Origin of the sequence: Streptomyces sp. NRRL S-244 (genome assembly GCF_000717915.1) — a bacterium.
Taxonomy (GTDB): Bacteria; Actinomycetota; Actinomycetes; order Streptomycetales; family Streptomycetaceae; genus Streptomyces.
On sequence record NZ_JOCX01000023.1, the window covers coordinates 55,708 to 81,007 of the forward strand.

Below are 25,300 nucleotides of genomic sequence, written 5' to 3' on the forward strand. Positions count from 1 at the left end.
ATGCGCCTGGATATTTCATGTTGTCAAGTAAATGGGTACTCTGGATCCATGCCCAGTCGTCGCGCAGATCCCCTGACCCTTGAGGTTGTCGAGCTCATCGGCTCCGTCGTGGCCCGCTACCACGAGGAGTACGAGCACGCGGCAGCCAGCCACCAGCTCACCGGCGCCCAGGCGCGGGTGCTGAACCTGCTGTCCCTGGAGCCGATGCCGATGCGCCGGATAGCGCAGCAGCTCAAGTGCGAGCCCTCGAACATCACGGGCATCGTGGACCGGCTGGAGTCGCGCGGCCTGGTCGAGCGCAGGCCGGACCCGGCGGACCGCCGGGTGAAGCTGGCCGCGCCGACGCAGGAGGGCCTGCAGACCGCGGACCGGCTGCGCGAGTCGCTGGACTTCGCGCGCGAACCGCTGGCCGGACTGTCCACGGCCGAGCGGGCGGCCCTGCGGGACCTGCTCAAGCGGATGCTGGGCTGAGCGCCCGGCCGCTCAGCAGAAGAAGATGAACCAGCAGCCGGTCTTGGTCGGCGTCGGGCTGGGGCTCGGCGACGGCGGCTGCGCCGACCCGGAAGCGCTCGGCGACGGCTTCCCCGACTGACTCGGCTTTACGGACGGCCCCGACCCGGTGGCCCCCTTGGTCGGCCCCGGCTTCCCCGATGCGGAGGCCGACGCCGTCGGACCCGGCTGCGCGGACCCCTCGGCGGACGCCCCGGGCCCGGCCGGCTGCGTACCGCCCGCGGTGGCCTTCGCGGACCCGGACGCCTTCACCGGCTTCAGCGCCGTGGGCGCGGCGGGAGTCCCCTTGCCGCTCGGCAGCGGACCCGGATCCTGCGGGCCGTTCCCGTCGGTGAGCTCCACCTGTGCGGCCCGGTCGGTCTTCTGCCCCTCGGTGACGATCCGGGCCAGCGCGAGCGTGCCCCCGACCGCGAGCACCAGGCCCAGCCCGAGCGTCAGCACGGTCCGGCGGCGCCTGCGGTGCGTGGCGCGGCGGCGCGACCCGGCCCGGCCGCCGCGGTCCGCACCGGACAGCACGACGAGCGAGTCCGCGAACGGGTCCGCCGGCGGGGCGTCGGCCTCGGACCGTACGGAGCCGTAGGGGGCGGCGGGCACGCCGGACACCCCGGGCGCGGCCGGGGGCAGGTACTCGACCGGGGTTCCGCAGCCGGCACACGCCAGGGCGCCGTTGAGGTGCCTGCGGCACGCGTGGCAGTAGTCCATGACGTCCGCACGCTACGTGGTCCCTCGCAACATCCGTATCGCGGGTTCGTGGAGGTCCTGTGTGGAATCGTGGCTTCCATGACTCCGTCCGCGCCCTCGGGACCCTTCGGTCCGGCCGCCTTCCAACTGGTGCTGCTGCGTCGGATGGCGGACTTCCGGCCGGAGCTCGCCGACGAGGCGCGCCGGCGTCTCGGCGCCTCGCTCGCCGAGCAGCGGGAGGCGAACAAGCGCTGGCAGGCGATGGTCCGCTCGCCCCGCTCGCGCGGCGCGCTGGCCCGCTACCGCTCGGTGCTCGGGCCCCCGGAGTCCACGGCCGCCCGCGCCATCGGCGATCTGGAGTGCGAGGCCCTGCTGTGGCCGCTGCCGCTCTGGCCGGACCTGCGCTTCGAGGTGCTGGCCGCGCCGGACGGGGCGGTGTGGAACGAGTGGCTGGTCCGGGCCCCGGGTGCGCGGGGGCCCGTACTGGAGACTGCGCAGGACCTGCTGCCCTGGTCGGCCACGGTGGACGAGGTGGCGCGGGCCTTCGCCCCGGTGCGCCCGCTGGAGGGGACCGCGCCGACCCGGTGGCGCCTCGCGTTCCGTGCGCAGGGGCGGCCGTGCGTGGCGGAGTTCACGTACGGCCTGCTCCAGCGCGTCGCGGTCGACGGGGTCGAGGTATAGGGGGACCGAAGCGCGGGAGCGGTCCTACGAGGCGAGGAAGGCCCGGACCCCCGCCGAGGTGGCGTCGTCCCCCAGCAGGTCGTTGTGCCCCAGGCAGCCGACCGGTGTGTTGGCCGCCCCGGTGAGCGGGACGCTGTCGTCCGGGTTGACGACCTCGTCGCAGTTCGACCAGAACGTCGCGTACTTCACCGCGCCCGGGGTCTCGTCCCCCGCGTTCAGGTTCTTCACGACGTACGAACCGGGGGTCATGTCCCGGCAGGCCTGGTCCCACAGGGCGCAGGCCCACGCGGTGGAGGTGCCGTGGTTGGGGCCGGCCAGCGAGACCCAGTGGTCCACGGTGGCGGTGCCGCCGCCGAACTTCACGTACCAGCGGCCGACCAGCGAGCCGAGCGAGTGCGCCACGATGTCGACCCTGGCGGCGCCGGTCTGCCGGCGGACCTGGTCGACGTACGCGCCGAGCTGCCCGGCCACGACCTCGTTGACGGACCGGTGCGTGTCGTAACCCCACGAGAAGAGCTCCGAGTCCGCGTACCCTGCGGCGCGCAGGTCCTCGCGCAGGCCGCCCCAGACGCCCGGGTCGGCGTTGTAGCCGTGGATGAAGACGACCGGGTTGTGCGGCTGCACAGGGGTGGCGGCCTGGGCCGGGAAGGGTGCGAGCGGCGCCAGGCAGAGCGTCAGCAGCGCGAGCAGTTTCTGGCGGGGCGTCAGCATGGGGTCCCCTTTACCTTGTTACGCGCGAGTAGCGCGGTCAGTGGCGGCATCGTGCTGCCTGTCGGTACAGAAATCCACCCCCGTGCAGCACCTCTCGCCCCGTGCGACACACCCGGCCGGAGCAGCCCAACGGGCGGTATGACCCTTTCGCCCGAGAAGATATGAAATGCAACCGGCAGCCGCCGGTCTCTTGCTCCAGCGTCTCGGGAGGATCTGCCGTGACCGTCAGTCTTGAGCAGTTGCGCCGCTGCCACGTCGCCGTCGACCTGGGAGCAGCCAGGACCCGCGTGTACGTCAAGGGCGCCGGCCTGGTGGTCGACGAGCCCAGCTGCGCCGCCGTCAACACCCGCACCGGCGCGCTCATCGCGGTCGGGTCCTTCGCCGAACGGATGACGGGCCGTACGCCCGACTACATCCGCGTCGTTCGCCCCGTCTCCGGCGGCACCGTCGTCGACATCGAGATGGCCCAGCGGATGCTGCGCCACCTGCTCGGCGAGAAGCTGCGCCGCGCCCTGCGCCGCAAGCCCCGGCTGCGGGCCGCCGCCTGCACCCCGCACGACGCCGACCCGCTCGCGCAGCGGGCCGCCGTCGAGACGATGGTCGGGCTCGGCGCCCGGCGCGTCGAACTCGTCGACACCCTGATCGCGGCGGCCGTCGGCTGCGGCCTGCCCGTGGAGCAGCCGACCGCGACGATGATCATGGTGTGCGGGGCCGCCGCCACGCAGGTCGCCGTCCTCTCCCTCGGCTCGATCGTCACCGCCCAGCGGATCCCGGTCGGCGGCGAGGCCATCGACCACGCCGTCGTCCAGCACCTGCGCCACGCGCACGAGCTGATGCTGCCCAGCCAGGCCGTCCGGCCGCTCCAGGTGGCCCTGCACGGCAACGGCATCACCGACGAGGGCCCCGCCTCCACCCTCATCCACGGCCGCGACGTGGCCACCGGACTGGCCCGCTCCGTCCACGTGGACACCGCCGCCGTCCGGGACGCCATCCACACCCCGCTGACCGCCGTCCTCGACGGCATCGGCAAGGTGCTCCGGGACTGCCCGCCGGACCTGGTCGCCGACCTGACGGACCGGGGGATCATGATGGTGGGAGGCAGCGCCCTGCTGCCGGGCCTGGACCAGATGCTGCGCGACGCCACCGGCATGCCCGTCGCCATCGCGGAACGGCCGGACGTGTGCGCCGTGCTCGGTCTCGGCATGATGCTCGAAGGGAAGATCGCCCCGATGGTCCTCAACCCGCTGGCCGAATGACGAACGCGGCGCCCGAGCCGGCCGATCCCGCGGGACGGGCCAGTCTGCCCGTACTCCTGGAGGCGGTGCTCAGCGTCGGCTCCGAACTGGAGCTGCGAGCCACCCTCCAGCACATCGTGGACTCGGCGACCGAGCTGTGCGCGGCCCGGTACGGAGCGCTCGGGGTCATCGACCCCGAGCGCCTCCGGCTGACCGAGCTGTACACGGCCGGGCTCGGCGAGGCGGAGCGCGCCGCGATCCCCCGGCTGCCCGACGGGCGTACGGGCCTGTTCGGAGCGCTGATCACCGATCCGCGCCCGCTGGTGCTGGAGGACCTGGCGGAGGATCCGCGCGCGACGGGGTTCCCGCCGGGCCATCCCCCCATGCGCAGCTTCCTGGGCGTCCCCATCCGGGTCCACACGGAGGTCTTCGGCAACCTCCACCTCACCGAGAAGCAGGGCGGCGGGCCGTTCACGGACGAGGACCTCGCGCTGGTACGGGTCCTGGCCTCCCAGGCGGGGATAGCCATCGGCAACGCCCGGCTCTACGAGACGGCGCGCCGCCGGGAGCGCTGGATCGAGGGCGCCGCCGCGGTCACCACGACCCTGCTGGCCGGCCGCCCGGCCGCCGACGCGCTGATGTGCGTGGCCGAACGGGCCCGGCTGCTCGCGGACGCGGCGGCCGGGGTGGTCCTCCAGCCGACCGCGGAGGGCGGCATGGAGATCGTGGCGGCCTCCACGCACGGGGACCCCGGGGACCTGCTCGGGACGGCGATCGCCCCCGGCTCGCCGGTCCTGGTACAACTCCTGGGCGGCGAACCGGTCTTCATAGAGGACTCGGCGACGGACCCCCGGATGACCACGCACGTGCGGGAACGATTCGGCCCGAGCATGATGCTGCCGCTCCAGAGCGGCGGCCAGCTGATCGGCACCCTGGCCCTGCCGCGCGCCCGCGGCGGGCGCCCGTACGACGCCGTGGACCGGCTGCTGGCCTCGCAGTTCGCCTCCCAGGCCGCGCTGGCCCTCGTACTGGCCGACGCGCAGCACGACCGCGAGCAGCTGGCGATCTACGAGGACCGCGACCGGATCGCCCGGGACCTGCACGACCTGGTGGTCCAGCGGCTGTTCGCGACGGAGATGATGCTGGAGAGCACGAAGAAGCGGTCGGCGTCCGCGCCGGCCGGGGACACGGTCGGCGACGAACTCGGCCGGGCGGTGGACGAACTCGACTCCACCATCCAGGAGGTCCGCACCGCCATCTTCGCCCTCCAGCAGCCGCCGAGCGACGCCCCGACGACGTTCCGCGGCCGGGTCCTGCGGGAGACGGGCGGGGCGGCGGTCCTGCTGGGCTTCCAGCCGTCGGTCCACTTCACGGGTGCGGTGGACGCCCTGCTCCCGGAGCCGGTGGCGGGCGACCTCCTCTCCGCCCTGCGCGGAGCCCTGGCCGCGGCCCACCGCCGCTCGCAGACCACGGCGATCGAGGTCGCGGTGGACGCCACCCCGACCCGCGTCCGCCTGACGGTCACGGACGACGGACGTACGGAGTCGGGAACGCGGGGTACGACGCTGAACTGGGAGTCGGCGCTCTAGGCCGTGTCTTTCGGATCGGGCCGGGCCCGGCCCGCGGGGCCGTGCGCGCCCTTGAGGGCGATCCGCGTACTGGACTGCGCCACGCCGGCCTCGCGCTTGAGCCGGCGCAGCAGCGCGTCGAGCGCGGCCGGATCGGCGGCCCGGGCCCGTACGAGGTAGTCGTACTCCCCCGTCACGTGGACGACCTCGGTGATCCCGGGAAGCGTGACGACCCGCTCCTCGAACTCCTCGTTGGTGGTGTCCTGCCGCAGGCTCAGATCGATGAAGACCACCAGCCCGCCGCGGGTGTCGGCGGCCGGATCCACGATGACGGTGAACCCGCGGATCACCCCGTCCCGCCGCATCCTGCGCACCCGGTCGGCGGTGGCGTTGGCACTGAGCCCGACGCGGACGCCGAGGTCGCGGTACGAGATCCGCGCATCCTGCTGCAGGATGCCGAGGATTTCCCTGTCGAGGCGGTCCATACCGCGATTCTCGCAGCCAGGGCCGATAAGCGCCGCAGCACCCGATGCCCTTGCGCCCACCCTCGTCGCCATGAACGGATTTCTCTCCCCGGCACTGTCGGGGGCGGTCGCGGGCCTGGGCGTGGCGATGCCGATGGGTGCGATGAGCGTGCTGCTGCTCCAGGAGGCGATACGGCACCGCCGCACGGCGATGGCCGCGGCGGCGGGCATCGCCACGGTGGACCTCGCCTACGCGGCCCTGGCCACCGCAATCGGCCCCTGGGTGGCCTCCCACGTCGCCCCGGTCGAGGCCTGGATCCGCCTCCTGTCGGCGGCGGTCCTCCTGTCGATGGCCGCCCACGGCCTCTACCGCAGCCGCACGATCCCGGCCCCGCCGGCGTTCGAGGCGCCCGGGGCACCCCCGGCGGTGGCCGGGGGCGGGCCCGGGCCGGCCAAGGCGGCGTACGCACGGTACGTCGCGCTCACCGCCGTGAACCCCACCACCGCCCTCTACTTCGCCGCCCTCACCACCGCCCAGGCCTCCACCCTCACCGCCCCCGCCACCGCCGCCGCCTTCCTGGGCGGCGTCGCCACCGCGTCCCTCCTCTGGCAGCAGACCCTCGTCGCCCTCGGCGCCGCGGCCGGCCGCCGGATCTCCCCCGCCGCCCGCGCCTGGACCTTCCGCCTCGGCTACGGCCTGGTCGCCGCCTACGCCCTCAAGCTCGCCTTTCCGTTGCCCTAGGGACCCGCTAGCCGGGCCCCATAGGGTGATCCCGTGACGACGACCCGCCTCTCGGCCCGCGCGGCCATCGCCTCCGTGACCGACCCCGGCAGCTTCGCCGAACTCCCCTCCCCGCAGCGGGAGTCCGCCCCGGACGGCCCCCTCGCCTGGGCCGGGTACGACGACTCCCGCGCCCGGGCCACCGCGCGGACCGGCGAACAGGAGTCCGTCGTCACCGGGACCGCCCTCATCGGCGGCCGCCAAGCCGCCGTGATCTCCTTCGAGTTCGGCTTCCTCGGCGGTTCCCTCGGCGAGCGCACCGGAGACCGGCTCGAAGTCGCCTACACGTACGCTCGCGAACACCGCCTCCCCCTCGTCTCGCTGATCGCCACCGGCGGCTCCCGCATGCAGGAGGGCATGCTCGCGCTGACCCAACTCCAGCGCGTGGCCCGCCAGTCCGTCCAGACCCGGGCCGCCGGGCTCCCGCAGATCGCCGTGCTCCGCGATCCCACCACCGGCGGCGGCTGGGCCACCCTCGGCGCCGGGGCAGACGTCGTGCTCGCCCTCCCCGGTGCGCAGGTCGGCTTCGCGGGCTCCCGGGTGCGGCCGGCGGACGCGGATCCGGCGGCGTACACCGCCGAGGGCCAGTACGCCGCCGGGCACGTGGACGCCGTCGTCCCGCCCTCCGAGCTGCCCGCGGCCCTCGCGGACTGGCTGCGCGTCCTGGCCGCGCCCCGCTCCCCCGAACCCGTCGAGCCCCCGGCCGCGCTGGCCGACGTACCGCCCCCGCCGACCGGCTGGGACGCCGTACGGCAGGCCCGCCACCCCGGCCGGCCGCGCGCCGAGGCGTACCTGGACGCGTACTTCGCGCTCCGCCTGCCCCTCTCCGGGGACCGGGCGGGCGGCACGGATCCCGGGATGCTGTGCGGGTTCGGGCTGCGGGAGGGGCGGGCCGTCGCGTACGCCGCCCAGTGCGGCACCGCCACCCGCCCGGCCGGATACCGTACGGCGGCCCGCGTGATCCGCCTCGCGGACCGCCTCGGGATCCCCGTGCTCACCCTGGTGGACACCCCCGGCGCGGCCAACGACGCCGCCGCGGAACACGCCGGCGCCGGAGCCGCCATCGCGGACACCTTCGCGGCGGTCGCGGCGGCCGCGGTCCCGGTGACCACCCTCCTGATCGGCGAGGGCGGTTCGGGCGGAGCCCTCGCGCTGGCCGCGCCGGGGAACACCTGGGTCACCCCGGACAGCTACTTCTCGGTGATCGCCCCCGAACTGGCGGCGGCCATCCTCAAACGCCCCGCCTCCGAGGCCCCCTCGACCGCGGACCAACTCCGCATCCGCCCGCAGGACCTGGTCGCCGTGGGCGTCGCGCGGGGCGTGGTCGGCCCCGCCTGACCCGACTCCCCGGCGTTGTCAGAGGCACCGGCCAGACTGTCCGTCATGACAGACGGAACAACCTGGCTGGCGGAACCCCAGTCGATCGCCTTCGGCGGCTACAGCGTGGTCATGGCGCGCGGGCTCACCCCGGAGGAGCTCGTCGGGCGGCTCACGGAGACCGTGTACGGCCCCAAGCGCACCGCCGTACCGGTCGGGAACCTCACCGGGGACGCGCTCGTCGAGCTCATCGACGACTTGTACGGGAGCCGGTACGACGGCATCGGACTGCGCCACGGCCGGTGCGGCGACTGGTCGTACACGGTCGCGTACGGCGGCTGGATGGGCGAGTTCGAGGACGAATCGCCGATCTCCCGCGGCGGCGTGGACGTCTGCCGCCTGGAGTTCGAGGAGGAGAACGGCAAGCCGGTCCCGCCGCAGTTCGCGTACACCCGCGACGAGGTCCGCCTCAGTTCCTTCAATCTGCACCTGGACGGTTCCTGGGGCTATGACGGCGTCGACGGCGACCCCGAGACGGCCGCGCGCCTGCAGGCCGAGCTGACCGCCGCGGGCCTCCCGGCGGACGAGGGCGCGGACGGCGACGCGGACGACCGGGAGGTCCACCGCACCGCCCTCGGGGTGGTGGAGCGCCACTTCGGCCTCTCGCTGCCCCGGGAGGAGATCGTCACCGGCACCCTTCCGGCCGTACTCCTCGAACAGGCCTGACGCCCGCCCCGGCCACGGCCGGGATGCCCCGGGGAGCCCGCGTCACGCCCGCGTCACGCCTGCGGCGACCTCGCGTCGTAGCGGGCGAACCCGCGCCAGCGCAGGGCCAGCAGGAGCAGCACCAGTACGCACCCGAGCCCGCCGCCCGTGATCGCCACGGCCGGGGAGGTCAGGTCGGCGGTGGTCCCGGCGAGGAAGTCCCCGAGCCGGGGCCCGCCCGCGACGACCACGATGAACACGCCCTGCAGGCGCCCGCGCATCTCGTCCGGGGTCGCGGCCTGCATCATCGTCGAGCGGAACACCATGGAGATGGTGTCGGCCCAGCCCGCCAGGGCCAGGAAGAACAGCCCGAGCCACAGGTTGCGGGTGAGCCCGAAGACGGCGATGGCCAGCCCCCAGGCGGCCACGGAGATCAGGATCGCCAGCCCGTGCCGGCGGATCCGGCCCTGCCAGCCGGAGAACAGCCCGCCCAGCAGCGCCCCGACGGCGGGCGCGGCCACCAGCAGGCCGACGGTCTTGGCGTCGCCGCCGTACCAGAGCACGGCGATGGCCGGGAACAGCGCCTTCGGCTGGGCCAGCACCATGGCGGCCATGTCGGAGAAGAAGGTCATCCGGATGTTCGGCCGGGTGCCGAGGAAGCGCAGTCCGTCCAGTACGGAGGCCCGCCCCCGCTTGCCGCCCTCCCGCTCGGGCAGCATCGCGGGCAGCCGCCACACCGCGTAGAGCGCCGCGCAGAAGGTGACGGCGTCGATCAGGTACGCGGCCTGGTAGCCCCACCAGCCGACGATGAGCCCGCCGAGCACCGGGCCGATCATCGTCCCGGAGGTCATCGTCACCGAGTTCAGCGCGTTGGCGGCGGGCAGCTGCTCGGTCGGCAGCAGCCGCGGGATCATCGCGGAGCGGGCGGGTCCGTTGAGGGCGCCGCAGACCGCCTGGAGCGCGACGACCGTGTACAGCAGCCAGACCCGGTGGTAGTCGAGGAGTGCGGCGCCGGCCAGCGCGATCGACAGGGCCGTCAGGCCGAGGGAGCTGTACAGGCCGAGCTTGCGCCGGTCGACGGTGTCGGCGATGGCCCCGCCGTAGAGGCCGAAGACGACGAGCGGGACGAGGGAGAAGAGTCCGACGAGCCCGACGGAGAAGCTGGAGCGGGTGATGTCGTAGACCTGGAGCGAGATCGCGAGGGCGGTCATCGCCTGGCCCATCCAGGAGATGGTGCTGCCGACCCACAGCCGCCGGTAGTCCGGGGAGGTGCGCAGCGGGGTCAGGTCCGCGAATATGCGCACCGGGCGTCGGGCGGGGGTGGGCGTGGGGGTGCTCGTACCGGTCACAGCGGATGATAACCAGCGGGCGTTCGGCGGCCCCAGGCATTAACGGGCCGGGAGCCCGTCCGCATCCCGGCCCGTTCACTCACCCGCGCCCGCGCCCGCACCCGCACCAGTCGCCCCACCCGGATCCGCGGCCTCAGGCCGGGCCGGCGCTTGCCGGTAACCCGCCACTATCACCCGACATTTGACTGAATCGACGTGCGCTCCTCCCCTGCCGTTCAGCTCATGATGAAAAGACTCGTATGTCCAGGGAGGCGTAGTGATCGAACCTGGCAACAGCACCACGAGCACCGGCAGCGCGGACAACGGAGTCCACGCCACCCCTCTCACAGCCCCGCTGACCGTAGGTGTCGAGGAGGAGTTCCTCCTCGTCGACTCCCGTACCTTCCGGGTGGTCCCGGCCGCCCCGCTCGTCCTGGCCACCGCCGCGGGCCTGCCCCACGAAGTGCACCCCGAGGGCACCCGCTACCAGGTGGAGATCTCCACCCCCGTCGCCGATTCGACCCCCGTGCTGCGCGCGGAGCTCGCCACGCTGCGGCGCACCCTCGCCCGGGCGGCCCGCGCCCACGGCTGCCGGCTGCTGGCCGCGCCCTCGCCGGTGGTGGCCGTGGAGGGGCCGCTGCACCTGACCGACGACGAGCCGCGCCAGCGCGAGCAGCACCGCCGCTTCGGCTCGCTGACCGAGACCCTGGTCAGCTGCGGCCGGCACATCCACATCGGCACCCTCGACGTGGACACGGCGGTCGCGGTGTCGAACCGGGTCAGACCATGGCTGCCCACGCTGATCGCGCTGGCCGCCAACTCGCCATTCTGGGGCGGCCGTGACACGGGTCACGCCAGCTGGCGGGCGATGGCCTGGTCGGGCTGGCCCTCGGCCGGGCTGCCCCCGCACTTCACGTCCACGGCCCACTTCCGGCGCTCGGTGCAGACCCTGCTCGGCTCGGGGGCGGCCCTGGACACGAAGATGGTCTATTGGGACCTGCGCCCGTCCGGGCACTGGCCGACGCTCGAGATCCGGGCGCCCGACATGTCCCCGGACATCGACACGGCGATCCTCCAGGCCGAGCTGGTCCGCGCCCTGGTGGCGACGGTCCTGCGGGACATCGCGGAGCAGCGTCCGGAACCGGCGCTGCGGGAGGACGTACTGCACCTCGCGCGCTGGCGGGCGGCCCACGACGGACTGGAGGGCTTCGGCCTCGACCCCTACACGGGAGTGGAAATCCCGGCAGCGGACCTGGCCGAGGCCCTGCTGGACCTGGTCGCCCCGGAGCTCGCGGCGTCGGGCGATCTCGACCACGCGGCCAAAACCCTGGGAGGCCTTTTGCGCGACGGCTCGGGCGCGCACCGCCAGCGCGCGGCTTTCGCCCGCCGCCAGGACCTGAACGACGTACTGCGCCACTTGGCGGACGAGACGGAGAACTTCTAGCCGGCAGCCCGGATCCGCCGTGCAATGGCCGACGCCGCAGGTGCAGTCGCTTCTGCGCCTGCGGCTCGCAGGAGGACCGGTGGGCGGCCGCCGGCCCGGGAACGTGCCCGCCGGTCCGGGAACGTGCCTGCCGGTCCGGGAACGTGCCCGCCCGGGCGTCGCCCCCATCCGGCTGACCGCGCGGCGGGTCGGTCCACGGCGCCCAAGGGCGGCTGGAAGCATGCGTCCATGTCATCCCGGGCAGGCACGGCCGAGAATTCGGCGAAGTCGCGAGTCGTCCTGCTGACCCTCGCGTCCGGTCAATTCCTGATGGCGCTCGACAGCTCCGTCATGAACGTCTCCATCGCCACGGTGGCCGAGGACGTGGGCACGACCGTGACGGGCATCCAGGGTGCGATCACGGCCTACACCCTCGTGATGGCGATGTTCATGATCCCGGGCGGCAAGGTCGGGGCGCTGATCGGCCGCAGACGCGCGTTCATGATCGGCTGCTGCATCTACGGGGCCGGCTCCCTCACCACGGCGCTCGCACCGAACCTGACCGTGCTGCTGGTGGGCTGGGCGTTCCTGGAGGGAATCGGGGCGTCACTCATCCTGCCCGCGATCGTCGCGCTCGTCGCCGGCAACTTCTCCGTCGAACGCCGCCCCGCCGCCTACGGACTCGTCGTCGCGGCGGGGGCGATCGCGATCGCGGTCGGGCCGCTCATCGGCGGCATCGCGACGACGTACTTCTCCTGGCGGTGGGTCTTCGCCGGAGAGGTCGTGGTGGTGCTCGGCATCCTCCTGCTCGCGCGCCGCGTCGCGGACGCCCCGCCCGGGGAGCGCCGGAGCATCGACTTCATCGGCGCCGTCCTCTCCGCGCTCGGGCTCGGGATCTTCGTCTACGGCGTGCTCCGATCCGACGAGTGGGGCTGGTTCCAGCCGAAGCCCGACGCGCCCTCGTGGTTCGGGGTGTCCCTGACGACGTGGCTGATGCTGGCGGGCCTGGCGCTGCTCTGGCTCTTCCTCCGCTGGGAGGCCAAGGTCGTCGAGCGGAGCCGCGATCCCCTCGTCGATCCCGGCATGCTGCAGAACAAGCAGCTCACCGGCGGTCTGACGATGTTCTTCTTCCAGTACCTCGTGCAGATGGGCGTGTTCTTCGTCGTCCCGCTCTACCTGTCCGTCGCCCTGGGCCTGTCCGCGCTGGCGACCGGTGCCCGCCTTCTGCCGCTCTCGGTGAGCCTGCTGGCGGCCGCGACCCTGATCCCGCGCTTCCTCCCCGACGTCTCGCCCCGGCGCGTGGTGCGGCTCGGAATCCTCGCGCTGCTCGCGGGGGCGGTGGTGCTGATGGCCGCGCTCGACGCGGACGCCGGCGCGGAAGTCGTCACCGTCCCCCTCCTGCTGATCGGGCTCGGCATGGGCGCGCTGGCGTCCCAGCTCGGATCGGTCACCGTGTCCGCGGTGCCGCAGGCGCAGAGTGCGGAAGTCGGCGGCGTGCAGAACGCCGTCACCAACCTCGGCGCCTCGATCGGTACGGCCCTCGCCGGATCGATCATGATCGCCGCGCTCACGTCGTCCTTCCTGACCACCGTCGAGGCCAATCCGGCGGTCCCGGACAGCGTCACGAGCCAGGCGACGGTCCAGCTCCAGAGCGGCGCGCCGTTCCTGTCCGACGCCCAGCTCGAGACCGCCCTCGACGAAGCCGGCGTGAACGCGGAGCTGTCCCAGGCGGCGCTGGACGCGAACGCGGAGGCCAGGCTCGACGGTCTGCGCGCGGCGCTGGCCATCCTGGCCCTGGCCGCGCTCATCGCCCTGTTCTTCACCCAGCGGATCCCGTCGGCCCAGCCGCGCTCGCCGGAGCCGCAGCCGTAACCGCTGCCGCTGCCCGCGTGCGGCGGCGCGCATGCGGGGGCCGGGCCGGGCGCGCAGCATGGAAGCACGGCCGCCGGGACCGGGGCGATCACCACGATCGGTGCCTGTCGGGCCCCGGCCTCCGCGCCCCCGTACGCCTGGAGCCCCGTATGCCCCACCGCCTGCCGCCGCCCGGCCCGCCCCGGACCGCCTCCGTAGCCTTCGCGGCCTTCCTGGCGGCCGCCCTCACCGCCGTGCCGAGCGGCCCCGCCCATGCCTTCACCGGTGACAACCACGAGGACATCACCCGGGCCGCACTGCCCTGGGAACCGATCACGCTGACGGCGATGGCCGACGCCCGCGACGGGGCGATCAACGCCAACGACCACCGCCCCTACTTCGACGTCGGCCCCCTGCACTGCGACAACGCCGACTACCTCGGCCCCCGCTACGCCCCCGACTACCCCCGCACCCGGGACGAGGCCAGCACCGAGCTCCTCGCCTGCATCCGCACCTCCGTCGCCCGCTTCCGGGGCGCGGTCCGGGCCGCGGACGGCCTCGTGGACGCCGACGGCAAGGTGCGCGCCGACCAGAGCGACCTGTCCTCCCCCTGCGCGTGGGACGGGAAGCCCGGGCGGGCCAAATGCTCCGTGCTCGAACAGCTCGGCCGGGGCTGGCACCAGATCGAGGACTTCTACTCCCACTCCAACTGGAGCGACCGGCCCGCGCCCGGCCCGATCGGCCTCGACAACCCGCCCGGCCTGGAACGTACGGGCCTCGCTCCGTTCTTCGACATCCGCCGCTACAGCGCCATGAAGGACGCCGCCTGGACGCAGGAGGCGCGCGAGCGCATCCCCGCGGACCTCGCCACCGGCTGCTACCCCGACATCGATTCCACCGGCGTCAAAGCCGCCGACTGCGCCGGCCGCGTCGCCCACAACCGGGTCCTGAACAAGGACACCGCCGCATCCGCCCGCGCGAAGACGGGCGACAACTTCGGCCGCGCGACGGCCGGGGCGACCTCCGAGATCACCCGCCAGTGGAACGACTTCAAGGCCGGGCTGCTCGCGGCGTACCCCGATCACCGGCGCGGTGCGCAGATGGTCTGCGCGCTCGTCCAAGACGACCCGGCCACCGCCTGCCCCTGACGCGGACTCAGGAGGTGAGTTCGTAGAGGCTCCTGCTCACGATCCACAGGCCGAGGACGAGGCACGTGACGACGATCGCCGGTTCCTTGTGCAGTTCCAGCCATGTGCGCAGGTTCGTCAGCGCGAGGTGTGCCTTCTGCGGTGCGAACACCATGTACAGCTCCATGGCCAGCAGGCTGGACGTGGCCAGGAGGCAGAAGGCGAGCAGCGCCAGGAACGACGCGCTGTGGGACAGGTCGGCCTCCACCACGGTGGTGGCGGCGAGGCCGACCATGCCCCAGGGCTGGAGGAGCACGGCGAGCGAGGCCGCGGACCATACGGTGACATCGTCCATTCGGGATTTCTTGGACGTCTTGGAAGACTTGGTCGCCTCGGCCGTCTTGGTCGCCTCGGCCGTCTCAGTCGCCTCGGCCGTCTCGGCCGTCTTCGGCTTCTTCGGGTCGCGCCGTTGACGGCGCTTTCGCTCGCTGTACACGATCAGTCCCAGCCCGAGGACCAGTTTGACCGCGAGTACGGCGGTGGAGGGCGGGGAGCGCGGCGGGGGCGGCTGCCCGTCGGTGAGGAGCAGTACGGCGGCGATCACGGCGATGAGGCAGGCGAGCCAGGCGAGGATGAACGCCAGCCCCTTCCACACCCCGCGGGGGGCCGAGACCACCAGCACGAACGCCGCGGGCGGCAGCGGATAGAGCGTGATGGCCAGACCGATGATCAACAGGTCGAGCACCATGGCGACGGACCTTCGAACGACTGCGAGAGGCGGAGCCGGCGCATCCGGCGGAACTGCCGTACACCCACTCCGCCGCTCCCGATTATCCCGGTTATCCCGCCAGGACCTTGGCCTTGGCCTGCTCGAACTCGGCAGCCGAGATGTCGCCCCGGTCCCTCAGGTCGGCGAGCTTGGCCAGTTCCTCCGACTGGCTCGGGCTCGCGGCGCTCTGTACGTAGGAGCGGAACTCCTCCTCGTTGCGCTGGGCCCGCCGCAGCTCGCGTTCGCCCATCCCGCGCCCCCGGGCGATCACGTACACGAACACGCCCAGGAAGGGCACGATGATGACGAAGATCAACCATCCCGTCTTCGCCCAGCCGCTCAAGTCGTCGTCGCGGAAGATGTCGCCGATGATCCGGAACAGCAGCATGAACCAGAGCACCCAGATGAAGATCAGCATCATGGTCCAGAACATGTTCAGCAGCGGGTAGTCCACTGCCAGGTTGTACAACGACTCCTTCATGGCCGGTCTCCTATCGACTGCGGGCACAGGCGTCGGTCGTGGCGTCAGGCCGCTTGGGGGACGAAGGGGAACATCTCGTCCGCTCCCGGCTGTACGACGCCGTAACTGCTCTCGGGCACCTCGTTCCAGGCGCCGGGCAAGTCACCGAGGGGTTCGGACACGATGAGGCGGGTCTCGTCGGACACCTCCTGCAAGAACGCCATGTCGGGGTGGAGTTTGCGCAGGGTGTCCACACGGCTGCTGTAGAACAGCGACCGGGACTCGGTCTTGCTGGAGTAGCGGAAGGCCCAGACGCTTTCGCCGTTGGTCACGGCGACCGTCATCTGGAGCGGGAACTCGACCCCGTGCTCCCGCCCGATGCGTTCCACGACTCCCGCCATCCGCGCGACGGCGCCGGGCGGGTCCTGGTCCAGGCCGAAGGTGACGGCGAGGTAGAACATCATCTCGGAGTCCGTCGTTCCCTCGATGTCGTTGAACAGCGCCGGGTCGACGAGCAGGGCGAGTTCGCGCCGAATGAGGTGGAAGTCGGCGATGGACCCGTTGTGCATCCACAGCCAGCGGCCGTGCCTGAAGGGGTGGCAGTTCGTCTGCTGCACCGCCGTTCCGGTCGACGCCCGGATGTGGGCGAAGAAGAGGGGGGATCGGACGTGGTCCGCGATTTCCCGCAGGTTGCGGTTGTTCCAGGCGGGGCCCACGTCCCGCAGCACCCCCGGAGCGCCGCCGTCCTCCGTGTACCACCCGACGCCGAAGCCGTCGCCGTTCGTCGTCTCCACACCCAGTTTGGAGTGCAGGCTCTGGTCGATCAGCGAGTGCGCGGGCTTGTACAGGATGGTGTCGATCAGAAGAGGCGTTCCCGAGTACGCGAGCCATCGGCACATGAGTGATCACCTGTTCTCGTTCTCCAGCGCGGTCCGGGACTTGCTCGCGCGTCTGGCAGAGGCAGGTGCTCGCCTCGTCTCCTGGGCCGTTCCCCGGCCGAGCCGGGGGTGACGCCGACCGGACCTACCGGCAGTCCCATGATCTGCCCTCCCCGTGGTGATCGCCACGCGTGCGGGACCGGACACTCGGCGCGCCGGACACCGGCCGCTCTCGAAGAGGATTGCGCGCCGCCTGGGGACTCGCGCTCCCGGACCGTTCCCGAAAACGCCAAAGCCGCAAGCGAGAACGTTTCTTCGCCTGCGGCTCGCGGTGGGGCGGGTGGGACTCGAACCCACGGCCGACGGATTATGAGTCCGCTGCTCTAACCGGCTGAGCTACCGCCCCTTCACGGCGTGGCGCGTACATGTGTGCGCGCCGTCTGCCGCAGCATAGCCGCTCATACGATCTCCTGCCTCGGATGCCTCGCATGATCGGCTTCGCCTGCTGAGGGAGACCGTTCTGAGGGCTGCCCGGTTCCAGAACCAGGGCAAAAAGAAAGAGGACCCCGCGTGAGGTCCTCTTCTTTCACGCTCCCCCGACTGGACTCGAACCAGTAACCTGCCGGTTAACAGCCGGCTGCTCTGCCAATTGAGCTACAGGGGACTGCGCTCCCCCGACTGGACTCGAACCAGTAACCTGCCGGTTAACAGCCGGCTGCTCTGCCAATTGAGCTACAGGGGATTGCTGCGGTGCACCGAACAGCCCACCTCCGGCCCAGCCGGAGGGGCGAGCGCCCGTTGCGAGTCATAGATTAGCGCAAGCAGGGGGGTGCTCCGCCAATCGGTATCGCCAGCGGGCCGGGCACCACACGACGAAGGGTGGCAGGCATGCGGTACAAGGTCACGTTCGTGGTCGGACTGGCCCTCGGATACGTCATCGGAACCCGCGCGGGGCGCGAGCGTTACGAGCAGCTGAAGAAGTCCGCCCGCCAGCTCGCGCAGAACCCGGCGGTGCGCAATGCCGCCGAGACCGCCGGGCAGACGGGCCGGGAGTACGCCGGGAAGGCCTACGCCGCCGTGAGCCACAAGGTCGGCGACGCGATGCCGTCCTCCCTGGCCGGGCGGGTACGGGGACTGCGCGACCGGGCGGGCGGCGGCTCTGAGGATGAATGGGGCACCAGCAACACCTGAACCGTTGGAACCAGGCGGGATCCGGCGCCTCCGGGCGGCGGATCCCGCCCCGGCGTGCGGCAGAATTCTCCGCATGGGGATAGTCGCCGGGCTGGACAGCTCTTCCGCCTTCACTCGCATCGTCGTCTGTGACACCGACACGGGTGCCGTGCTGCGCCAGGGGTACGCCCCGCATCCGCAGCCGGCGGGCGATCCCGAGAGCGTCCACCCCCACGAGACCGACCCGCAGGCCTGGCTGCTCTCGCTCGGCGAGGCCGCCGGCGGCGGGCTCCTCGAAGGCGTGCAGGCCATCGGCGTCTCCGCGCAGCAGCACGGACTGCTGCCCCTGGACCAGCAGGGCGCCCTCGTCCGCCCGGCCCTGATCGGCAACGACAAGCGCGGGCAGGTGGCCGCCGCCGACCTGATCGAGGCGCTCGGCGGCCGGCAGGCCTGGGCCGAGGCCGTCGGGTCCGTCCCGCACTCCGCGCAGCCGGTGGCGAAGCTGGCCTGGCTGGCCCGCACCGAGCCGGACGCGGCCCGCCGGGTGGCGGTGCTGATGTCGGCGCACGACTGGCTGGTCTGGCAGCTGCTGGGCCGGCCCGCCCGGCGGACCACCGACCGGGGCGGTGCCTCGGGTACCGGGTACTGGTCGCCGGCCACCGGCTCGTACCGCCCCGACCTGGTCGAGCTGGCGCTCGGGCACATGGCGCTGCTGCCCGAGGTGCTCGGGCCGGCCGAGGCCGCCGGGATGACGCCGGAGGGGCTGCTGATCTCCGCCGGCACCGGGGAGACCATGGCCGCCGCGCTCGGGCTGGGCCTCGGCCCCGGCGACGCGGTGGTCTCGCTGGGCGCCTCCGGTTCGGTGATGGCCGTGCACCACGAGGCGCTGTCGGAGCCGGGCGGGCTGATCACCTCGCTGGCCGACGCCAGCGGCATGCACCTGCCGGTGGTGAACACCTCCAATGCCGTACGGGCGCTGCGCGGCACCGCCGAGCTGCTCGGCACCGACCTGGAGGGGCTGTCGGAGCTCGCGCTGAAGTCGACGCCGGGTGCGCACGGCCTCGTACTCCTGCCGTACCTGGAGGGTGAGCGGACGCCGAACCTGCCGCACACCGCCGGGACCCTGTCCGGGCTGCGGCGGGACTCGATGAAGCCGGAGCACCTGGCGCGGGCCGCGTTCGAGGGCATGCTGTGCGGGCTGGTCGACGCGCTCGACGTGTTGCGTTCGCGCGGGGTGGAGATCCGCCGGGTGTTCCTGCTGGGCGCGGCGGCCGAGCTGCCCGCCGTACAGGCCGCGGCTCCGGGGCTGTTCGGGACGCAGGTCGTCGTACCGGCGCCGGCCGACTACGCGGCGCTGGGCGCTGCGCGCCAGGCCGCGTGGGCGCTCGGGGTGCAGCAGGGCACGCTGGCCCCGCACACCCCGCCGGTGTGGCCGGGTCCGGCGGCGCAGGTCTTCGAGCCGGGCGAGGAGTACCCGGCCTGGCAGGCGGTGCGCCAGCAGTACATCGCGACGCGGGAGCAGATCCACCCCGGGGCGTTCCAGGGCTGAGCGGCTGGGGGGCCAGGCCGCCGAGCTGCTGCCCGGCCGAGCACCCCGACGCGCGCTCGGGCGCGGGGCCTACTGCCGCTGGAGTAGGCCCGGCGGCCGGTCTACTCCTTTTGACCGGCCTTTGCGAAAACCGGTGGGGATCGGCCGCGCGGTGGCCGAAGATGGAGTGAACCCCCTCGATCTTGCCGACCGGAGCCTGCGCGTGCTCATACGACTTCTGCGGACCCATCTGGGTCCGTACCGGAAACCGATCGCCCTCCTGGTCCTGCTGCAACTGCTGCAGACCAGTGCAAGCCTCTACCTGCCCACGCTGAACGCGGACATCATCGACAACGGTGTCGTCAGCGGGGACACCGGCTACATCCTGCAGTTCGGCGCACTGATGCTCGGCGTCTCCCTCGTCCAGCTCGTGTGCAACGTCGGCGCCGTCTACTTCGGCGCCCGTACCGCGGCCGCCGTCGGACGCGACATCCGCGCCTCGGTCTTCGACCGGGTACAGAGCTTCTCCGCGCGCGAGCTCGGCCAGTTCGGCGCGCCCTCGCTGATCACCCGTACGACGAACGACGTGCAGCAGATCCAGATGCTGGTCCTGATGACCTTCACGCTGATGGTCTCGGCTCCGATCATGTGCATCGGCGGCATCGCCATGGCGCTCTCGCTCGACGTGAAGCTGTCGGGCGTCCTGCTGGCCGTGGTCCCCGTCCTCGGCCTGTCGGTCGGCGCGATCGTCTTCCGGACGCGGCCGCTGTTCCGGAAGATGCAGGTCCGCCTGGACACCGTGAACCGGGTGCTGCGCGAGCAGATCACCGGCAACCGCGTGATCCGCGCCTTCATCCGCGACGACTACGAGAAGGACCGATTCCGCGAGGCCAACGCCGACCTGACCGGGGTCTCCCTCGCGGCCGGCAAGCTGCTCGCGCTGATGTTCCCGACCGTGATCGTGGTCGTGAACATCTCCAGCGTCGCCGTCATCTGGTTCGGCGCGATGCGCATCGACAGCGGCGGTATGGAGATCGGCCAGCTGACGGCCTTCCTCGCCTACCTGATGCAGATCGTCATGGCCGTGATGATGGCCACCTTCATGTTCATGATGGTGCCGCGCGCCGAGGTCTGCGCCGAGCGCGTCCAGGAGGTCCTGGACACCGACTCCAGCGTGGTCCCGCCCGTGGACCCCGTGCGCAAGCTGCTCGCCCGCGGGCAGCTGGAGCTGCGCGGCGCCGACTTCCGCTACCCGGGCGCCGAGGCGCCGGTGCTGCGCGGGGTGGACCTGGTGGCCCGCCCGGGCGAGACCACCGCGGTCATCGGCTCCACCGGCAGCGGCAAGTCCACGCTGCTGGGCCTGGTCCCGCGATTGTTCGACGCGACCGGCGGCGATGTGCTGGTCGACGGTGAGGACGTACGGGGCCTCGACCCGGAGCTGCTGGCCAAGACGGTCGGCATGGTCCCGCAGAAGCCGTACCTCTTCTCCGGAACCGTCGCCTCCAACCTGCGCTACGGGCGTCCCGACGCCACCGACGAGGAGCTGTGGCACGCGCTGGACGTGGCGCAGGCCAAGGGCTTCGTGTCGGAGCTGGAGGGCGGTCTGGACGCGCCCATCACCCAGGGCGGAACCAACGTCTCCGGCGGCCAGCGCCAACGCCTGGCCATCGCCCGCACGCTGGTGCAGCGCCCGGAGATCTACCTCTTCGACGACTCCTTCTCGGCCCTCGACTACGCGACGGACGCGGCGCTGCGCGCGGCGCTCGCCCGCGAGACGGAGGAGGCGACGGTGGTCATCGTCGCCCAGCGGGTCTCCACGATCCGCGACGCCGACCGGATCATCGTGCTGGACGAGGGCCAGGTCGTGGGCGAGGGACGCCACCACGAGCTGATGGCCGACAACGAGACCTACCGGGAGATCGTGCTCTCCCAGCTGACGGAGGCGGAGGCCGCATGAGCGGGCCCGGAGGACGGATGATGATGGGGCCGGCCGAGCGGTCCATGGATTTCAAGGGCTCGGGCAAGCGGCTGCTGGGCCAGATCGCGCAGGACCGGGTCAAGCTGTGGGGCATGGTCGCCGCCGTCGTCGGCAGCGTCGGCTGCTCGGTCGTCGGCCCGAAGATCCTCGGCGAGGCGACCGACCTGGTGTTCGCGGGGATCGTCGGCCGGCAGATGCCGGCCGGGATCACCAAGCAGCAGGCGCTGGACGGGCTGCGCGCCAAGGGCGAGGGCGGGATGGCGGACATGCTGTCCGGCACCGACTTCACCCCCGGCGAGGGCATCGACTTCGGTGCCGTCGGGGCCGTGGCGATCTGGGCGCTGGTGGTCTTCACCCTCGCCGGCCTGCTGATGCTGGTCGCGACGCGGCTGTCGAACCACATCATGAACGGCACCGTGTACCGGATGCGCGAGGAGCTGCAGGCGAAGCTGTCGCGGCTGCCGCTGTCGTACTTCGACCGGCAGAAGCGCGGCGAGGTGCTCAGCCGGGCCACCAACGACATCGACAACATCGGGCAGACGCTCCAGCAGACGATGGGCCAGCTGCTCAACTCGCTGCTGACGATCGTCGGCGTGCTGGCGATGATGTTCTGGATCTCCCCGCTGCTGGCGCTGGTCGCGCTGGTGACGATCCCGGTGTCGGTCTTCGTCGCGGCGAAGATCGGCAAGAAGTCCCAGCCGCAGTTCGTGGCGCAGTGGAAGTCGACGGGCGCGCTCAACGCGCACATCGAGGAGATGTACTCGGGCCACACGCTGGTCAAGGTCTTCGGCCGGCAGAAGGAGTCCGCGGCGGTCTTCGCCGAGCACAACGAGGCGCTGTACCGGGCCTCGTTCAAGGCGCAGCTGGTCAGCGGGATCATGCAGCCGGTGATGTTCTTCATCTCGAACATCAACTACGTGCTGGTGGCGGTCGTCGGCGGTCTGCGGGTGGCCTCGGGCAGCCTGTCGATCGGTGACGTGCAGGCCTTCATCCAGTACTCGCGACAGTTCTCGATGCCGCTGACGCAGGTCGCCTCGATGGCGAACCTGGTGCAGTCCGGTGTCGCCTCGGCGGAGCGGGTGTACGAGCTGCTCGACGCGGAGGAGCAGGAGCCGGACGCCGAGGTTCCGGAGCGTCCGGAGCAGATCCGCGGCCAGGTCACGCTCGACAAGGTGGCCTTCCGCTACGAGCCGGACAAGCCGCTGATCGAGAACCTGTCGCTGACGGTCGAGCCCGGCCACACGGTCGCGATCGTCGGCCCGACGGGCGCCGGCAAGACCACGCTGGTGAACCTGCTGATGCGGTTCTACGAGGTCACGGGCGGCGAGATCGCCCTGGACGGCGTGGACATCGCGAAGATGACCCGCGAGGAACTGCGCGGCGGCATCGGCATGGTGCTCCAGGACACGTGGCTGTTCGGCGGGACCATCGCGGAGAACATCGCGTACGGCGCGGCGCACGAGGTCACGCGCGCCGAGATCGAGGAGGCGGCGCGCGCCGCCCACGCGGACCGGTTCATCCGCACCCTGCCGGACGGCTACGACACCGTGCTGGACGACGAGGGCGCGGGCGTCAGCGCGGGCGAGAAGCAGCTGATCACCATAGCCCGGGCGTTCCTGTCGGACCCGGTGATCCTGGTGCTCGACGAGGCGACGAGCTCGGTGGACACCCGTACCGAGGTGCTGATCCAGAAGGCGATGGCGCGCCTGGCGCACGGCCGTACGTCCTTCGTGATCGCGCACCGGCTGTCCACGATCCGCGATGCGGACGTGATCCTGGTGATGGAGAACGGATCGATCGTGGAGCAGGGCACGCACGAGGAGCTGCTGGAGGCGGAGGGCGCGTACGCGCGCCTGTACGCGGCGCAGTTCGCGCAGGCGGTCGCCGAGGTCGACTAGCGTCGGCGTGCCGGCTTGCTGTGGGGGTGTCCTCCGGACGGGGGGCACCCCTTCTCCGTACCGGTCTGCGGTCTGCCGTCTCAGTCCAGGTAGCCGCGGAGCTGGTCGGCGAAGGCGTGGTCGCGCAGCTTGTTGAGCGTCTTGGACTCGATCTGCCGGATCCGTTCGCGGGTCACGCCGAAGATCCGCCCGATCTCCTCCAGGGTGCGGGGCCTGCCGTCGGCCAGGCCGTAGCGCAGTTGCACGACCTTGCGCTCGCGCTCGCCGAGGGTGGACAGCACCGCTTCCAGGTGCTCGCGGAGCAGGAAGAACGCGGCGGACTCCATGGGCGAGGCGGCGTCCCCGTCCTCGATCAGGTCGCCGAGGGCGACGTCGTCCTCCTCGCCGACCGGTGCGTGGAGCGAGACGGGTTCCTGGGCGAGGCGCAGCACCTCCAGGACCCGCTCGGGGGTCAGCTCCAGGTGGACGGCGACCTCTTCGGCGGTGGGCTCGTACCCGCGCTCCTGGAGCATGCGGCGCTGGACGCGCACGACGCGGTTGATCAGCTCGACGACGTGGACGGGCACGCGGATGGTGCGGGCCTGGTCGGCGAGGGCCCGCGACATCGCCTGCCGGATCCACCAGGTGGCGTAGGTGGAGAACTTGTAGCCGCGGGCGTAGTCGAACTTCTCGACGGCCCGGATGAGTCCGAGGTTCCCCTCCTGGACGAGGTCGAGCATGGTGAGCCCGCGGCCCACGTAGCGCTTCGCGACGGAGACGACGAGCCGGAGGTTCGACTCGATGAGGCGCCTCTTGGCCATCCGGCCCATGACGACGAGCTTGTCGAGGTCGAGTGCGAGCCGCAGGTCGAGGTCGGGGGTGTTGCCCAGCTTCTCCTCGGCGAACAGGCCGGCTTCGACGCGGCGCGCGAGCTCGACCTCCTCGGCGGCGGAGAGCAGCGGGATCCTGCCTATCTCGCGCAGGTACTGGCGGAACAGGTCGGCGGAAGGGCCCGCTCCGCCGGTGTCGGCGCGCCGGCGCGGCTCGGGCGCCTGCTCGACGAGCTCCAGCACCTCGGGCTCTTCGGGCTCCTCGTCCACGGCGTCGACCTCGGGCTCTTCACCCGCGGTGGCCTCGGCGTCCTGGACGGGCGGGCTCACGTTGACGGTCAGGATCTGGGTCTGCACGGGGGCGACCTCCAGGGCTCCGAAGACGGGGGCACCGCACCTCAGTGTGGAGTACGACACATCGCTGCCACGAGGGGCGTGCGAGCACTTTCTGAGTCCGGTGCGTGACCGGATGGTTACCCCCCGCCGGGAATCCCGATGCGGACCGGACGCATGTCCGAGAAGATCCGGCGGACGCCGCCACGAGGAGCGGCTGCCGGCCGCGGCGGGAGACGACCGCGCGCGGGGCACCACCCGGTGAGGGCGTGAGGCGGGTCAGAGGGAGGTCAGGGGCTTGATCGGCGGGCCGGCCGTCCAGCCGCCGTCCACGGCCAGTTCGGCGCCGGTCATGTACGCGGCGGCGTCGGAGAGCAGGAAGGCGACTGCCGCGGCTATCTCCTCGGGGGCGCCGACGCGGCCCATCGGGGCGCCGGGGAAGCGGCCCTCGCCGGGCTGGATGCCGATCGGCGCCGTCATCGGGGTCAGCGTCATGCCCGGGTGTACGGAGTTGACGCGGATCCGCGCCTCGGCGAGTTCGACCGCGCCGATCTTCGACAGGCCGCGCACGCCCCACTTGGAGGCCCCGTACCCGGCGGTGAGCGCCAGGCCGGTGAGCCCGGCCGCGGAGGAGATGTTGACGATGGAGCCCCCGCCGTTCGCCCGCAGCAGCGGTATCGCGGCCTTGATGCCGATGAAGGTGCCGACCAGGTTGATCTCGACGACCTGCCGGAAGTGCTCGACGCTCTCGTGCTCCAGGAGCTGCCCGGTGGCTATGCCGGCGTTGTTGACGAGTCCGTCGATCCGGCCGAACTCGGCCACCGCGTGGTCGAGGGCGGCCTGCCAGTCGGCCTCGCTCGTGACGTCGTGCCGCAGGAACCGGGCCGCGCCGCCGAGCTTCGCCGCCGTCCGCGCACCCTCCGCCTCCAGCACATCGGTGATCAGCACACTGCCACCCCCGTCCACGACGGCCCGCGCGGCCGCCGCGCCGAGCCCGCGCGCTCCCCCGGTGATGACGACGGCCTTGCCGGTCAGATCCACAACAGCCACGGTCCACACCCCAGACGAAGGTATATGGCTAATCGGCATACCCGG

23 protein-coding genes and 3 tRNA genes are annotated in these 25,300 nt (G+C 72.2%); 14 read left to right on the forward strand and 12 right to left on the reverse strand.

All coding sequences use genetic code 11. The annotated features are described in order from the left end of the window. The first annotated feature begins 48 nt into the window (after positions 1–48). Positions 49–471, forward strand: coding sequence for a MarR family winged helix-turn-helix transcriptional regulator (locus tag IF02_RS0124870; protein ID WP_030160535.1), 423 nt, complete (start codon positions 49–51; stop codon positions 469–471). 12 nt (positions 472–483) lie between these two features. On the opposite strand, the gene IF02_RS33275 is transcribed toward IF02_RS0124870, so the two are convergent. Continuing rightward, positions 484–1,212: an SCO2400 family protein gene (locus IF02_RS33275; RefSeq protein ID WP_051696511.1), complete on the reverse strand. Its 729-nt coding sequence runs from the start codon at positions 1,210–1,212 to the stop codon at positions 484–486. 78 nt (positions 1,213–1,290) lie between these two features. Here IF02_RS33275 and IF02_RS0124880 point away from each other — a divergent pair, with 78 nt between their 5' ends. Continuing rightward, complete coding sequence (locus tag IF02_RS0124880) at positions 1,291–1,872, forward strand: hypothetical protein (RefSeq protein ID WP_030160540.1); 582 nt, start codon at positions 1,291–1,293, stop codon at positions 1,870–1,872. A 24-nt stretch (positions 1,873–1,896) separates the two neighbouring features. Here IF02_RS0124880 and IF02_RS0124885 read toward each other — a convergent pair whose 3' ends face one another. Continuing rightward, complete coding sequence (locus tag IF02_RS0124885) at positions 1,897–2,583, reverse strand: esterase/lipase family protein (RefSeq protein WP_030160543.1); 687 nt, start codon at positions 2,581–2,583, stop codon at positions 1,897–1,899. Positions 2,584–2,801: 218 nt separating this feature from the next. On the opposite strand from IF02_RS0124885, the gene IF02_RS0124890 reads away from it, so the two are divergent. Together IF02_RS0124890 and IF02_RS0124895 are read left to right on the forward strand one after the other, a co-directional pair. Next, positions 2,802–3,839, forward strand: a complete 1,038-nt coding sequence (locus tag IF02_RS0124890) for a rod shape-determining protein (RefSeq protein ID WP_030160545.1) — start codon at positions 2,802–2,804, stop codon at positions 3,837–3,839. Continuing rightward, entirely contained in the window at positions 3,836–5,407 is a 1,572-nt protein-coding gene (locus IF02_RS0124895) for a GAF domain-containing protein (RefSeq protein WP_030160547.1), read from the forward strand. Before IF02_RS0124890 ends, IF02_RS0124895 begins: the two co-directional genes overlap by 4 nt. Here IF02_RS0124895 and IF02_RS0124900 read toward each other — a convergent pair. Next, on the reverse strand, positions 5,404–5,871 hold the full coding sequence (locus IF02_RS0124900; protein ID WP_051696512.1) for an Lrp/AsnC family transcriptional regulator: 468 nt from the start codon (positions 5,869–5,871) through the stop codon (positions 5,404–5,406). The genes IF02_RS0124895 and IF02_RS0124900 overlap by 4 nt on opposite strands. A 70-nt stretch (positions 5,872–5,941) precedes the next feature. Between IF02_RS0124900 and IF02_RS0124905 the strand changes: the two genes are divergently transcribed. The 3 genes from IF02_RS0124905 to IF02_RS34945 are packed head-to-tail and all read left to right on the forward strand — an operon-like array spanning position 5,942 to position 8,674. Beyond that, entirely contained in the window at positions 5,942–6,592 is a 651-nt protein-coding gene (locus IF02_RS0124905) for a LysE family transporter (protein ID WP_030160553.1), read from the forward strand. A 33-nt stretch (positions 6,593–6,625) separates the two neighbouring features. Next, positions 6,626–7,969 (forward strand): carboxyl transferase domain-containing protein, encoded by a 1,344-nt coding sequence (locus IF02_RS0124910; protein WP_030160555.1) that lies wholly within the window; start codon positions 6,626–6,628, stop codon positions 7,967–7,969. A 45-nt stretch (positions 7,970–8,014) separates the two neighbouring features. Next, complete coding sequence (locus IF02_RS34945) at positions 8,015–8,674, forward strand: hypothetical protein (RefSeq protein ID WP_030160558.1); 660 nt, start codon at positions 8,015–8,017, stop codon at positions 8,672–8,674. 53 nt (positions 8,675–8,727) lie between these two features. Here IF02_RS34945 and IF02_RS0124920 read toward each other — a convergent pair whose 3' ends face one another. Further along, the gene (locus IF02_RS0124920) at positions 8,728–10,002 is read right to left on the reverse strand and encodes an MFS transporter (protein ID WP_030160561.1); all 1,275 of its coding nucleotides are present in this window, start codon (positions 10,000–10,002) and stop codon (positions 8,728–8,730) included. Positions 10,003–10,258: 256 nt separating this feature from the next. On the opposite strand from IF02_RS0124920, the gene IF02_RS0124925 reads away from it, so the two are divergent. From IF02_RS0124925 to IF02_RS0124935, 3 genes are all read left to right on the forward strand, one after another. Beyond that, complete coding sequence (locus tag IF02_RS0124925; RefSeq protein WP_051696513.1) at positions 10,259–11,425, forward strand: carboxylate-amine ligase; 1,167 nt, start codon at positions 10,259–10,261, stop codon at positions 11,423–11,425. Between the two features lie 228 nt (positions 11,426–11,653). After that, complete coding sequence (locus IF02_RS0124930) at positions 11,654–13,276, forward strand: MFS transporter (RefSeq protein WP_030160565.1); 1,623 nt, start codon at positions 11,654–11,656, stop codon at positions 13,274–13,276. A 149-nt stretch (positions 13,277–13,425) separates the two neighbouring features. Continuing rightward, a complete protein-coding gene (locus IF02_RS0124935) occupies positions 13,426–14,403 on the forward strand; it encodes a hypothetical protein (RefSeq protein WP_030160567.1) in 978 nt (325 codons plus the stop codon). Between the two features lie 7 nt (positions 14,404–14,410). Here the strand turns inward: IF02_RS0124935 and IF02_RS0124940 are convergent, their stop codons facing one another. From IF02_RS0124940 to IF02_RS0124965, 6 genes are all read right to left on the reverse strand, one after another. Then, positions 14,411–15,130 (reverse strand): GAP family protein, encoded by a 720-nt coding sequence (locus IF02_RS0124940; RefSeq protein ID WP_030160569.1) that lies wholly within the window; start codon positions 15,128–15,130, stop codon positions 14,411–14,413. A 91-nt stretch (positions 15,131–15,221) separates the two neighbouring features. Then, complete coding sequence (locus IF02_RS0124945) at positions 15,222–15,632, reverse strand: SHOCT domain-containing protein (protein ID WP_030160571.1); 411 nt, start codon at positions 15,630–15,632, stop codon at positions 15,222–15,224. A 44-nt stretch (positions 15,633–15,676) separates the two neighbouring features. Then, the gene (locus tag IF02_RS0124950) at positions 15,677–16,510 is read right to left on the reverse strand and encodes a class II glutamine amidotransferase (RefSeq protein WP_030160574.1); all 834 of its coding nucleotides are present in this window, start codon (positions 16,508–16,510) and stop codon (positions 15,677–15,679) included. Positions 16,511–16,821: 311 nt separating this feature from the next. Beyond that, positions 16,822–16,895: transfer RNA gene (locus tag IF02_RS0124955), tRNA-Ile, on the reverse strand. A gap of 185 nt (positions 16,896–17,080) precedes the next feature. Further along, positions 17,081–17,153 (reverse strand) — tRNA-Asn (locus IF02_RS0124960). A 5-nt stretch (positions 17,154–17,158) separates the two neighbouring features. Beyond that, positions 17,159–17,231, reverse strand: a tRNA-Asn gene (locus IF02_RS0124965). Between the two features lie 146 nt (positions 17,232–17,377). Here IF02_RS0124965 and IF02_RS0124970 point away from each other — a divergent pair. The 4 genes from IF02_RS0124970 to IF02_RS0124985 all read left to right on the forward strand — a co-directional run bounded on the left by IF02_RS0124970 (position 17,378) and on the right by IF02_RS0124985 (position 23,063). After that, positions 17,378–17,680 (forward strand): hypothetical protein, encoded by a 303-nt coding sequence (locus IF02_RS0124970; protein WP_030160576.1) that lies wholly within the window; start codon positions 17,378–17,380, stop codon positions 17,678–17,680. 73 nt (positions 17,681–17,753) lie between these two features. Beyond that, complete coding sequence (locus IF02_RS0124975) at positions 17,754–19,208, forward strand: FGGY family carbohydrate kinase (RefSeq protein ID WP_030160579.1); 1,455 nt, start codon at positions 17,754–17,756, stop codon at positions 19,206–19,208. A gap of 202 nt (positions 19,209–19,410) precedes the next feature. Further along, positions 19,411–21,144, forward strand: coding sequence for an ABC transporter ATP-binding protein (locus tag IF02_RS0124980; RefSeq protein WP_030160581.1), 1,734 nt, complete (start codon positions 19,411–19,413; stop codon positions 21,142–21,144). Beyond that, the gene (locus tag IF02_RS0124985; protein ID WP_030160584.1) at positions 21,141–23,063 is read left to right on the forward strand and encodes an ABC transporter ATP-binding protein; all 1,923 of its coding nucleotides are present in this window, start codon (positions 21,141–21,143) and stop codon (positions 23,061–23,063) included. Before IF02_RS0124980 ends, IF02_RS0124985 begins: the two co-directional genes overlap by 4 nt. An 80-nt stretch (positions 23,064–23,143) precedes the next feature. On the opposite strand, the gene IF02_RS0124990 is transcribed toward IF02_RS0124985, so the two are convergent. Further along, a complete protein-coding gene (locus IF02_RS0124990) occupies positions 23,144–24,289 on the reverse strand; it encodes an RNA polymerase sigma factor (protein WP_420708205.1) in 1,146 nt (381 codons plus the stop codon). A 195-nt stretch (positions 24,290–24,484) separates the two neighbouring features. After that, complete coding sequence (locus IF02_RS0124995) at positions 24,485–25,294, reverse strand: glucose 1-dehydrogenase (RefSeq protein WP_051696514.1); 810 nt, start codon at positions 25,292–25,294, stop codon at positions 24,485–24,487. Positions 25,295–25,300: the final 6 nt, after the last annotated feature.